General features: G+C 26.3%; 11 protein-coding genes. 9 read left to right on the top strand and 2 right to left on the bottom strand.

The features are described 5' to 3' along the window. Nucleotides 1-41 precede the first annotated feature (41 nt). From ACRC28_RS07690 to ACRC28_RS07680, 3 genes are all read left to right on the top strand, one after another. A complete protein-coding gene (locus ACRC28_RS07690; protein ID WP_438542869.1) occupies nt 42-1097 on the top strand; it encodes an ABC transporter permease in 1056 nt (351 codons plus the stop codon). A gap of 6 nt (nt 1098-1103) precedes the next feature. Next, nucleotides 1104-1778, top strand: coding sequence for an ABC transporter ATP-binding protein (locus ACRC28_RS07685; protein ID WP_438542868.1), 675 nt, complete (start codon nt 1104-1106; stop codon nt 1776-1778). A 189-nt stretch (nt 1779-1967) separates the two neighbouring features. Further along, nucleotides 1968-2864 carry a tRNA 2-thiocytidine biosynthesis TtcA family protein gene (locus tag ACRC28_RS07680; protein ID WP_438542867.1) on the top strand — a complete coding sequence of 299 codons (897 nt, stop codon included), beginning with the start codon at nt 1968-1970 and terminating at the stop codon, nt 2862-2864. Nucleotides 2865-2914: 50 nt separating this feature from the next. Here ACRC28_RS07680 and ACRC28_RS07675 read toward each other — a convergent pair whose 3' ends face one another. Then, on the bottom strand, nt 2915-3790 hold the full coding sequence (locus tag ACRC28_RS07675) for a Cof-type HAD-IIB family hydrolase (RefSeq protein ID WP_438542866.1): 876 nt from the start codon (nt 3788-3790) through the stop codon (nt 2915-2917). A gap of 80 nt (nt 3791-3870) precedes the next feature. On the opposite strand from ACRC28_RS07675, the gene ACRC28_RS07670 reads away from it, so the two are divergent. From ACRC28_RS07670 to ACRC28_RS07660, 3 genes are read left to right on the top strand one after another with little or no spacing between them, the layout of a single operon-like run. Then, nucleotides 3871-5205, top strand: coding sequence for an MATE family efflux transporter (locus ACRC28_RS07670; protein WP_438542865.1), 1335 nt, complete (start codon nt 3871-3873; stop codon nt 5203-5205). Between the two features lie 40 nt (nt 5206-5245). Continuing rightward, entirely contained in the window at nt 5246-5425 is a 180-nt protein-coding gene (locus tag ACRC28_RS07665) for a DUF4250 domain-containing protein (protein ID WP_438542864.1), read from the top strand. A gap of 54 nt (nt 5426-5479) precedes the next feature. Next, nucleotides 5480-5614 (top strand): hypothetical protein, encoded by a 135-nt coding sequence (locus ACRC28_RS07660; RefSeq protein WP_438542863.1) that lies wholly within the window; start codon nt 5480-5482, stop codon nt 5612-5614. 68 nt (nt 5615-5682) lie between these two features. On the opposite strand, the gene ACRC28_RS07655 is transcribed toward ACRC28_RS07660, so the two are convergent. Next, entirely contained in the window at nt 5683-6390 is a 708-nt protein-coding gene (locus tag ACRC28_RS07655; RefSeq protein WP_438542862.1) for a polysaccharide deacetylase family protein, read from the bottom strand. Nucleotides 6391-6825: 435 nt separating this feature from the next. Here ACRC28_RS07655 and ACRC28_RS07650 point away from each other — a divergent pair, with 435 nt between their 5' ends. The 3 genes from ACRC28_RS07650 to ACRC28_RS07640 all read left to right on the top strand — a co-directional run. Further along, on the top strand, nt 6826-8040 hold the full coding sequence (locus ACRC28_RS07650; protein WP_438542870.1) for a uracil-xanthine permease family protein: 1215 nt from the start codon (nt 6826-6828) through the stop codon (nt 8038-8040). A gap of 113 nt (nt 8041-8153) precedes the next feature. Then, the gene (locus ACRC28_RS07645; protein WP_438542861.1) at nt 8154-10367 is read left to right on the top strand and encodes a sensor domain-containing protein; all 2214 of its coding nucleotides are present in this window, start codon (nt 8154-8156) and stop codon (nt 10365-10367) included. 20 nt (nt 10368-10387) lie between these two features. Further along, a partial coding sequence (locus tag ACRC28_RS07640; RefSeq protein WP_438542860.1) for a tetratricopeptide repeat protein occupies nt 10388-13046 on the top strand: 2659 nt, incomplete at its 3' end.

Below are 13046 nucleotides of genomic sequence, written 5' to 3'. Positions count from 1 at the left end.
TTAAGATGATTTAATTATATGATATAAAAAAGGGGGAGGCAATGAAAAAATATTTAAAAGGAAAAGTATCAGTATTTTTTATAATAGCATTTACTTTTTCAACTTTTTGTTTTTTATTAACAGTTTCTTTAATGAATGGAAAGTGGCTTTATAATCAAAAATATAACTCTGAAAATAATAAATCAATAAGCTTTATAACTAGTGAGAATATATCTTTAGAAAGTGCCTTTAATGTAATAAAAGAAAGGGATTTAACTATAAGTGCAGGAAAGTTTATACTTAAAATGCAAGATGAAGACAATGAAGGATATGAAGTTATAACTACCCTTAAAAGTAATGAATATGATGTAAATAAGGATATTATAAATGGAAGAAATTTAACTGATGAAGAGATGAAGGGAGATAAGCATATAGGAGTAACTACAATTGGAAAAGATAAGATAAGTTTAAAGAGAGTGGAGAAGGAAAACTTAGAGATTGAAAAGGTTGGAGAAATTTCAAGTGGAGTAAATGTTATTATATTGCCACAAAAAACTTTTTTAGAATACACAGGGGATGATACCTTAAGTGAAGAAAATATTACTTTATATTTAAATGGAAAAGAAAGTGAAATAAATTTAGCAATAGAGGATATTAAGAAATATATAAAAGATATGGATGAAAAAAATGAAATTAAAGTAAGAAATATAACAATGTCTGAAAATCTGTTAGAAGAAAACTTTTTAGTTACAGCAACAGTATTAGTAATACTTATTACAGTATTAAACTCAATTTGTATATCAGCTTTATGGGTTAAGGAAAGAAAGAGAGAGTTTGTTATAAGAAAAGCTTGTGGTGCAAAAAATAAGGATATATTTAAAATATTCTTTAAAGAACTTTCTATATCTACAATTGTTGCATTTTTTATAGCTTTAATATTATATTTTATAGTTACAGTTATAACTAAAAATATGATATTTGGAATGAAGGTAAGCTTAAGTATTTTCACAGTAATGATAACAATAGCTGTATCTATAATAACTACATTTATAGTAGCAGTGCCATCTATGAAATATATATCAAAGCTTCAATTAATAGAAGTTCTTAGAGAGGAGTAAGAAAATATGAGTTTAATAGAATTAAAAAATGTAAGCAAAGTATATGGTACAGGTGAAAGTGAAATTAAAGCTTTAGATAACATTAGCTTAAGTATAGAAGAAGGTGAAATGGTGGCTATAATAGGACCATCAGGCTCAGGGAAAAGTACTCTTTTAAATATTCTAGGATTTATAGATGTACAAACTATGGGAGAGTATATTTTAAAAGGAAAAGAATTAAAGGATTTAAATGATAATAAGCTAGCTGAAATAAGAAATGAAACAGTTGGATTTATATTTCAAAGCTTTAATTTATTATCTAATCAAGATTTAGTGTATAATGTATCATTACCATTGCTTTATTCAAAAAATAAAAAGAATGTAAAAGAAAGAGCAAAAAAGATTCTTGAAGAAGTAGGGATTGAAAAAAAGCATTATGAAAAGGAAGTTAGTAAGCTTTCAGGAGGACAAAAACAAAGAGTTGCAATAGGGAGAGCTCTTGTAAATAATCCAGAAATAATTTTAGCAGATGAGCCAACAGGTGCATTAGATAGTGAGAATAGTGAAAATGTATTAGATATGCTTTTAAAGATAAACAAAAAGGGGAAAACAGTAATAGTAGTTACCCATGATATAAATGTAGCAAAAAAATGTGGACGAATAATAAAGGTTATAGATGGTAAAATAATAGAAGATAATTAATAAAAGGCTAGAGAGTGAGGAGTTTTAATTCCTTTGAATCTCTAGCCTTATTTTAGTTTAGTCTTATAAGAAAAATGTTTTTCCACGTAAATATTGTTCTAATTTAAAAGTGTAGAACTTTTCTTATGTTAAATTTAAAAATATGATATAATATAAAAAGAAAATTTTAAAGAAGAGGTGCAAAAAATTATGAGCAGTATAGCAGGAAAAGGATGCGAAAGAATTATTCCTGAAGAAGAAAAGAAAAGCGTAGAGGAAATTGAAAGAAGTATAGTAAAAAGATACAGAAAGCAAATTTGGTCAAAGTTTGTTAAGGCTGTTAAACAATATAATTTAGTTAATGAAGGGGATAAGATTGGAGTTGCTATATCAGGTGGAAAAGATTCTTTATTACTTGCAAAGCTTATGCAAGAATTACAAAAGCATGGTCAAGTAAAGTTTGAATTAGAATTTATAGCAATGGACCCAGGGTATCACCCACATATAAGAAAACTTTTAGAGGAAAACTGTAAGCATTTAAATATACCAGTGTACATATATGAATCAGGAATATTTAATGTAATTGATGAAAAATCTAGAGAATATCCATGTTACCTTTGTGCAAGAATGAGAAGAGGTTCTCTTTATGCAAAGGCTCAAGAGCTTGGATGTAACAAAATTGCATTAGGACATCACTATAATGATGTTATAGAAACAACTCTTTTAAATGTTTTATATGCAGGTAACTTCAAAACTATGATGCCAAAGCTTAGAGCAAATAACTTTGAGAATATGGAGCTTATAAGACCAATGTACTTTATAGAAGAAGAGCATATTAAAAGATTTATAAATTACAGTGGAATCTGGCCACTTAACTGTGCATGTATGGTTGCAGCTGAGAAGATTGGTAATAAAAGATATGAAATAAAAGATTTAATTAAAGAGCTTAAAGAAAAGTTTGATGGTGTAGATAAATCTATATTTAAGGCAGCTGAAAATGTAAGCTTAGATGCTATATTAGGTTTTGAAAAATCGAATGAAAAACATATATTCCAAGAGTTTTATGATGGAGAAAAAACTTTAACAATAGAAGAAAATTTAGAATAGAAAAAAGCTGCCTTTCTTTAATAAAGATAAAGGCAGCTTATTTTAAAATTTTAAATTACCGATAAAGAAAGAGCTTCAGAAATAGCATGAGAAACTCCAGATGAGTTATTATCGAATGTAACAAAATCAGCAGACTCTTTAATTATTTCTTTAGCGTTACCCATAGCAACTCCAAAGGAAACCATATTTATCATGCTTAAGTCATTTTCATTGTCACCAATAGCCATAGTTTCTTCCATAGGAATATTTAAGTCTTTAGCTAAAAGTGTAACAGCATGTCCTTTTGAACAATTCTCATTTATTAATTCAAAGTTGTTAAAGGCTGACTTAAAGATGGAAAGGTTGTTCACTTCTCTAAGAGCATTTATTCCAAACTCTAACTTTTCATTATTAAAGGAAACAGCACAAATACCGTAGATTTCCTCAGGATGATTTAAAATATCAGAAAGAGAATTTAAACAGACAGAATTTGGTCCTGCTTCATTGTAAAAAAGATTTACTAGAAAATCTAATTTTTCTTCAGGAAGTTCTGTATTATTTCCTTTTGCAACATAAAAATCTGACATTAAAAGATTTTTTGAATTTTCTAGAGAAATTCTCGAGTTTTCTGTAGCTAAACTAAAATAATAATTGTTATAATAAAGAAAACTAATAACCTTTTCTAAAGCTTTTTTAGGAGCAGGGAAGGAATTTAAAATCTTTCCACTAAAATCATTTATAATAGAACCATTACATGTTATTACATAAGGAACCTTTAAATCATTTTTATTTAAAATATCAATAGCAGAGAAATATGTTCTTCCAGTAGAAATAACTACTGTTACACCAAGTTCCTGAGCCTTTCTTATAGCTTGTTTATCTAATTCACTTATTTCGTGATTAGAATTTAATAAAGTACCATCTAAATCAATTGCAATTAATCTCATAAAACACCTCTTTAACCTTAATATGGTAATTATAACATTTAAAGGTGAGAGTGTAAATTAAAATAGAAGGAGGGGGATTTTTGAAGAATAATGACTTATTAAAAGATGATATACATAAGCTTATTGTAAAATATATGGTTCCTAGTGTTCTTGGAATGCTTGGATTATCTTGTTGTATTTTTCTAGATACAATGTTTATAGGAAGAGGAATAGGTGAACAGGGTCTTGCAGCTTTAAATATAGCAATTCCTTTTTTCAGTATATTCACAGCGTTTTCTCTTTTAACAGGTGTTGGTGGTGCAACACTTTTATCAATAAGTATGGGGAAAAAACAGTATGATAAAGCAAATGAAATTTTTACAATCTCAATAGTTTTAACAGCAATATTTAGTGTTTTATTTAGTTTTTTCACATTAATATTTATAAATGATATAGTAAGAAGTCTAGGAGCAACAGGAATTATAAGTGTTTACGTAAAGCAATATTTAGAGGTTATATTATTTGGTGGAATCTTATTTATAATGTCAACAACCTTAAATGTATTTATAAGAAATGATGGTAATCCTAAGGCTTCTATGTGGGCGATTATTGGATCTAATTTAACTAATATTATTTTAGATTACCTTTTAATTTTTCCACTTGGAATGGGAATGAGAGGAGCTGCTATTGCAACAACTTTTGCACAGGTAGTTGGAATAAGTATACTTTTAACTCATTTTATATTTAAGAAAAATAAGATTAAATTTTCATTTAAAGAAATAAAATTTAAGTTTGTAAAAAGAATTTTAGGGAATGGAACTTCAAGTTTTATTTTAGAACTTTCAGCAGGACTTGTAATAATTTTATTTAATTTAAAGCTAAAGGAGATAGGTGGAAATATATCAATTTCAGCTTATAGCATAATAGCAAACTTTTCTTTAATAATAATTGCAATTTTTAATGGTATTGCACAAGGACTCCAACCTATTATAAGTATGAACTATGGTGGAGAAAAATATGATAGAGTAATTAAAGCTTATAAAGAAGGGTTAAAGATTACAGTAATAGTTGGTGGAGCCTTCTTTTTATTAGGTGAAATTTTCCCAAATGTTATAGTAAATATATTTCAATCAGGAAACGAAGAGCTTTTAAAAATAGCTAGTTTAGGGATAAAAATATATTTTGTAGCATTAATTCCTATGGGACTTAATATATTAAATGTAGGATTTATGCAGTCAATAGAAAAATCGAGAAAAGCTACATTAGTTTCTTTTTTAAGAGGGTTAGTTTTGATAATTATCTTTTTAGAAGTGTTATCAAAATTATTTGGCTTAAATGGAATTTGGTTAACTACACCAGTAGTTGAATTTATAGCATTATTCCTTTCTTTTTACTTTGTATTAAAAGAAAGAAGAAATTTTAAAAAAGTGATATAATAAAAAAGAGAACAGGCAATACTAAAAAGGAGTGGATTTTATGGACATAAAAAATATGGATGTAAACATACTTTATAGCATTATAAATCTAAAGCTAAGAGATAATTATAGCAATTTAGAGGCTTTAGTAGAGGATATGGATATAAAAAAGGACGAATTAATAGAAAAACTTAAAAGTGGAGATTTCCATTACATTGAAGAGGAAAATACATTTAGATAAAATAAAAAATATAAGGTATAATATAATTAAAGATGGAAAAGGAGGATATTTATTATGAAAGTAAGAAAAGCATTAAGACTTGGAGTGGTACTTGCAGCAGGTGCAGCACTTGTAGCAAGTCTTGTAACTGATAAAAAAAGAAAAGAAGAACTTAACGTAGAAGAAGTTAACATAAAAGAAGAAAACTAAAATACTTCTTCCATAAAAAGAAGAATATAACCCCATTTAGAAAGGTCTTTCTAAGTGGGGTTATTATTTTACTTAAAATGATAAATTTCAGGAGTAGTTTCGTCTATAATTTTAAAGGTATAACCATTATCCTTATAATATGTAATTATATCTGAAAGAGCCTTTGGAGAGTTTTTATTAACTGTTCCACAGTGCATAAGTAGAGTTATATTATCTTCTTTTGATTTTGAAGCATTTATAAAGGTGCTTGGAGGTGCACTAAAAAATTCACCATCCTTTGAATCAAGTGTCCAATCATAAATCTTTAAGTTATTTTCATGAAGAAGTGTAACAAGAGATTTTTTTAAGGAGTAAGTGTTATTGTTAGCACCAAAGGGAAATCTTAAAATATTTGATTGAACGCCTGTAATATCTTTTATTAGGATTTGTAAATCTAACATTTCTTTTAAAAAGTTTTTATCGTTTGAATATAAATTATTTCTATCATGAGTCATGCTATGAAGACCTAAGGCATGACCTTCATCTGCGATTCTTTTTAAAATATCTTCATTACCTTTTATCTCATTTCCTAAAATGAAAAAAGTTCCTTTAACATTTTGAGCTTTTAAAATATCTAAAATTTGAGTACAAGGAATTTTAGAGGGACCGTCATCAAAGGTTAAATAAATAACTTTTTCTGAAGATGCAAAAGCAGGTTTAGTAAAAAAATTAAAAAAGGAAAATAAAAACAAAAAAGTGAAAAGAAAAGGAAAAAGGGTTTTAAATATTTTTTTCATAAGAAACCTCCAAAATTTTAATTGTTTAAATTTAGTTTAGACAAAAAATCTAAAAATATGTATACAAATTAGTTGCAAAAAATTCATAAATAAGATATAATTTAGAAAAATCTTTAAACTTGTCCGAGAGACCAGTAAGAAAAATAACTATGGAAATAAATTAATTGTAGATTTAGATAAAGGAAATACTTTATCTTAAATTTATCTATTTATTATATAAATAGTATTCTTACGGTTTGTTAGACTGTAAGAATTTTTTTTACCTTTTAAATTAGTCCAGAGAGGCTGAAAAAGGAGAAAGTATAGTTTTCTCCTTAAAAAAGAATAAGGAGTATGATGAAAATGAAATTATTTGAAAATGAAGGTTTTTCTAAAAAAAGAACTGCAAAGGAAAAGGGGATTAGAGGGATTTTAGCAATTCAACATTTAATAGCAATGTTTGGAGCAACAGTTCTTGTACCAATGCTAACAGGTCTTGATCCATCAGTAGCACTGTTTACAGCAGGAGTTGGAACTATAATATTTCACATTTGTACAAAAGGAAAGGTTCCAGTATTTTTAGGTTCATCCTTTGCGTTTATAGCAGTAATTGGAGTAGTAAAAGCTACCTATGGTGATTTAAGATATGCACAAGGTGGGATGGTTGTAGCAGGACTTATATATATATTAGTTTCCTTTGGAATTAAAAGGGTTGGAATGGATAAAATAAAAAGAATTCTTCCACCACAAGTTGTAGGACCTATGATAATAGTAATAGGATTAAACTTGATTCCAACAGCACTTAATATGGCGAGTAAAAATTATTTTCTAGCAATATTAACACTTTCAGTTGCACTTTTAGTAAGATTTTTTGGAAAAGGCTTTATAAAGCAAATATCAATTCTTATAGCAGTAGTTGTAGGATATATAGGAGCTTACATTATGGGAATGATTGATGTAGCGGCTATAAGTAATGCAGCATTTATAGAAATGCCAAGCTTTACACTACCAAAGTTTTCAATGGGAGCTGTAGTTATAATAGTTCCAGTAATACTTGCAGTGTTTATGGAGCATATAGGAGATATAACAACAAATGGTTCAGTAGTAGGAAAAGATTTTATAAAAGATCCAGGTCTTAATAGAACACTACTTGGAGATGGACTTGCAACCTTAGTTGCAGCATCACTTGGAGGACCTGCAAATACAACTTATGGAGAAAATACAGGAGTTCTTGCAATAACAAAGAATTATGACCCATCACTTTTAAGATTAACAGCAGTATTTGCAATACTTTTAAGCTTTGTAGCTAAATTTGGAATGATAATAAGAACAATACCAGAACCTGTAATGGGTGGAATAAGCTTAATGTTATTTTCAATGATAGCTTTAATAGGATTTAAAACAATAAAGCTTGAGAAAGTAGAGTTAAATAAAAAGAATGGAATTGTAATGGGATTAATAGTATTTGCAGGACTTATAGCACCACAATTAAATCCAATGCTTTTAGAAAACTATGGATTTATAATTGGAATAAAAATAAGTGGTGCAGTAGCTTTAGAAGGATTAAGCTTTGCAGCTTTAGTTGGAGTTATTAGTAACTTAATTATAAATGGAGTATCGAAGGTTTCAGAAGAAGGAAAAGAAGAGTTTTTAGAGAGAGAATTAGCATAGAAAAAATATTTAAAAGTTAGATTAAGAAATTAATCTAACTTTTTGTTTTTGTTAAAGGATAAATATGGTAAAATTAAATGAAAAGGTATAATTTATAAAGGATGAGGGGAAATATGAAAAAAAGGGATATCATAAGCTTGGGCATATTAGGGGTAGTACTCGCCATAAGCAGTAAATTTTTAAATATATACATAACATGTGGTTTTATTATATTTGCAATAACAGGAACTATATTAATAATGGAAAAAGAAAAGAAAAAGTATAATAATGTGGAAAAAGAGAAGCAAGAGCTAATGATGGATATTTTAGAGGCTGTAACTTGGGAATGGAACATAGAAGAGGGAAAAGTTGCCTTTAGTAAGGAATATTTAGAAAATATAAAAAAAGATAGGTTGTATGAAGATAAAGAGGTTTTAAAATTTATTAAAAGAGATGAAAGAAAAAAGGTAGAAGAGTATTTTAGTAAAATAAAAAAAGAGAGAACAGTCGGAAAGTATGAAATAGTGTTAACTATAGTAAATAAAGAAAAAGAAATACCAATAAGAGTACTTTTTAAAGTATTTGATAAAAATATAAAAGTTATTGGTGGAATTATTATAGATTTAACTAGAAAGAGAGAGCAAGAGAAAAAGATAAAAGATAGTGAGAAAATATATAAGCTAGCTATTCAAGGAAGTCGTGATATATTATTTTATTGGAATATAGGGATTAATTTGATAACTTTAAAGGGGAAAATATCTAACTTTATAGAAGTTTGTGAAGAGGAAAGCTTGAAGTTAGAGTTTGAAGAGTTTGTAAGTTATATTCATAGAGATGATAAAAAGAAGATATTAGAAATGTACAATAAGTGCTTAAATGGTGAAGATAATTTCTTTGATATTGAATTTAGATTTAAAAATGCCATTGATGAAGATATATGGTTTTCTTTAAGAGGAAGAAGTTTTAAAGAAGATGAAGATGTGTATATATATGGTTCATTAAGTAATATAAATGATAGAAAAGAAAAAGAGGAAAAAATAAACTTTATAAGGTATTATGACGAAATAACAGGTATTCCTAATAGAAGAATGTTTAAAGAAAAGGTAAGTGAAATAATTGATGATGCTAGACGTGATTATAGAAATCTAGCAATTATATTTATAGATTTAGATAACTTTAAATATATTAATGACACCTATGGACATGAAGTTGGAGATAAGGTGTTAAAATATATAGCAGAAACCCTTGGAATGCTCCAAACTAAAAATTCATTTATTGCAAGATTTGGTGGAGATGAATTTGTAATAGTTGTAGATAAGATAGAGTCTTTTGATGAGCTTGAAAAACAGTTAAGTGAAATTATATTAAAATGTAATACAAGCTGTAGTATAGATGAAAAAGATATTTATTGTAGCGTTAGTATTGGGGTATCTATATTTGGAAAAGATGGAATGAGCTTAGAAAATCTAATGAAAAGTGCAGATTTAGCTATGTATACAGCAAAGGAAAGTGGGAAGAATAGATATGCATTTTTTAATGATGAGATTTTAAAGAAGATAAATAGAGAGTTAGAGATTAAAGAAGGCTTAAGAAAAGCTATGTTAAATAAAGAATTATATGGGGTACTTCAACCAAAGTATTTATCAAAATCTGAAAAGATAATAGGATTTGAATACTTAGTTAGATGGAAAAGTAAAAGCTTAGGCTTTGTACCACCAATGGAATTTATAAAAATAGCTGAAAATACAGGACAGATAGTTCAAATTGGAAAATATATAATAAGAGATGCTATAAGAATGTGTAAAATGCTTACAGAGTATATAAATGAAGATTTTAAAATAGCAATAAATTTATCAGAAGTACAATTAAAAGATCCAGGAATAGTAGACTTTATAAAAAATGAAATTAAGGTTACAGGGGTAAATCCTAAGAATCTTGAATTAGAGATTACAGAAAGTATCATAATGGAAAGTGCAGAGAAAAATATAAGTATCTTAAAAAGGCTAAAGGAAATTGGTGTAACTATAGCTTTAGATGACTTTGGTACAGGTTATTCATCTTTAAGTTACTTAAGAGTATTACCAATTGATATACTAAAAATAGATAAGAGCTTTATTGATTATATAAATAAAGATAAAAAAAGTGAGTATATTATAGAAACAATAATTGAATTATCACATTGCTTTAATTTTTTAGTAGTTGCAGAAGGTGTAGAGGAAAGAGACCAGTTTGAGTATTTAAAGAAAAATAAATGTGATATAATCCAAGGTTATTATTTTTCAAAGCCATTAGAATTTAATGATGTCTTAAAGTTGATAGAAAAAGAAGAAGTAAAAATGTTATTTTAATAGATATATAAGGTGAGATTATGAGGATTATAAATAAACGGTATGAAACGTGTAAAAAATTAAGATATTCAAATGGAATATTAGAATACAAAGTTTACGATAAAATATTAAAAAAAGAATGCAGAGTATTAATATTTACAAGTGACAGTATAAATGAAAATATAAAAATGTATTTATGTAATAATTTTCAAACTATAAAGAATTTGAATTTTGAAGGTGTATATAATATTCATAGTTTACTTACAGTAAAAGAGGTTGATGGAATAAACTTAGAAAAAATGCAATATGGATTTGTAAGTGAATGGTGTGAAGAGGAAAAAACTTTACTATCATATATCTTAGAACAAAGTGAAGAAAATATAGCATATATTTTATTTGATTTAATGTGTAAATTAAATACACTAAATTTAAATGGGTTTATTTACTCTAATTTAAGATTAAGTGATATAAGAGTGTGTTTAATTGATGGTGCTTATAAAGTAAAACTTCCAAGTATAGTTTTAGATAAAATTGGTCGATTAGAAAATGAATTTAATAAGTATGGAACTATATTAGATATTAGTGATATGGAGATAAATAAGGATACGAATATAGCAGAATTATTTAAAATTTTAAAAGAAATATTCAATACTAAAAATGATTTTAATTTAAAAACTTTAGTAGATTTAGAAAAGGAAGTAGACAAAAATAAGGCAGTAGATATTGGCGAATTAATAGATTCTTTTAACAATAAATTTTTTGGAAAATATAGAAAGTTTATAAAGGAGTCAGTTGATAGAGTAGAAGAAGAAGTTGATATAATAGGTCGAGAACTTGAAATTGAAAATGTAATGGAACAGTATGAAAATATATTGCAAGGAAATATAAATTCAAAGGCGATAGTTTTTGACGGTGGTGTAGGTATTGGTAAAACTAAGATTTTAAATGAAGTAAAGAAAAGAATAGAGTATAAATATAATTCATCTATATTTTCTATATCAAAGAATGAAAAAGAAGTAACCATAGAATCTAATGATTGTGCAAAGGATTATAATTACACTAGAAGCTTTAGAAAAGAATTTAGAAGGTTTATGGAGGAATTTTCTAAAAGATTAACAAAGGGATATAGTTCATCATCAATAGATGATTTTAAAGAATGCTATAAAACTATAAATTTAGGTGTAAAGCTATTTGAAGAGCATACTAGAATAAGACCATTAATTTTAGTTATAGATAATTTAGAAAAAAGAAATCGTGTGGCAAAGTTATTTTTAAAGCAGCTGTTAGAAAGTATTAAAGAATTAAATAATATTATGATTTTAATTAGTGTTGATAGAAGCAATGAAAATGAAGAGTTTAAAGAATACTATAATAATATATTATTTAATAAAAATGTAGTGGAATATAAGATTGGAATGCTTAATAAATATTACACTAAAAAAATGGTTGAAAGAATGTTAAAGGCTAAAAATAATATAAATGAAATAACTGAGATTGTTTATAAAGATACTATAGGAAATCCAGATTTAATAATGAAAAAAATTCTTGATATGTATAGATATAAGAGTGTAAGTATAACTAAAGCTGGAACTTGGAAATATAGAAATATGAATTTTCATCTGAATTCAACATCTTACTTAGAAGAAAAGTATATAGAAAAGATAGAAGGATTAAGTTTTTTTGAAAATTCAGTTTTAAAGAAATTAGCTGTATATAATTATTCTATAAAAGAGGATGTTTTTTTAGAGAATGTAATTATAACTACAAAGGAAAAAGAAGCATATGAGAATTTAAAGGCTCAAAATGTAATAACTGAAAGTTATGATGATAACGGAATAAATATTGATTTTAAAGAATATTTCTATAAAAAAATTATTTATAAGAGAATGCCCAAAAAACAAAAAATAGCAAGCCACCTTAAATTTGTTGGACTTTTAGAAAAAGAATGGGAAAAAAATAAAGAATGTTATGAAGAATTAATCTATCATTTAGAGAAGGGTGAAGATTATGATAAGATGATTCGTTACTCTAAAAAATATAGTGAAAAATTAATAGAAAGAGAAAGAGTAGATGATGCAATAAACTTATATAAAAGAATCTTTGATTATTTAAGTGATGGAGAAAAACTATATATAGCCTATGAAATAGGAAATATTTATGAAAAGATAGAAGTGTATATGGAAGCACTTAAGTTTTATAAAATTGCAAATGAAAAAGCAATAAAGCTAAAAAATTACTCTTATATAATTGAAAGTTCATTAAATATAGCAAAGATAAATATAGAGCAAGAAAATTACGAAGAAGCATTTAAAAATATGAATGTAGCTAAAGTAAATTTATTGAATATAGATTATAGATTAGGATATGTAAAATATTTCTTGATAAAAGCTATTTATTTAAAATATATTGGAGATAAGGAAGAATCTATAGAATTTGCAAATAAAGCATTTATTATATGCAAAAAAAATAATTATGTAGGGATTATAGGGGATATTTACCTTTTATTATTTAAATATGAAATTAAAGATAAAAATTATGAAATGGCAGAATCTTATGTTTCATACTGTGAAAAAATATTTAAAAAGAGTACAGATGGGAAAAAATATTATGAAACATTAGTTAATAGAGCAAGCCTTTTAATAGAAAGAGATAGAAATTTAAAAGATGCAGAAAATATTTTAAATAAAATATTAAAAGATA

Origin of the sequence: Clostridium sp., from assembly GCF_051650885.1 — a bacterium.
In the GTDB taxonomy this organism is placed as follows: Bacteria; Bacillota; Clostridia; order Clostridiales; family Clostridiaceae; genus Clostridium.
This window is presented reverse-complemented; position numbering and strand designations above follow the sequence as displayed.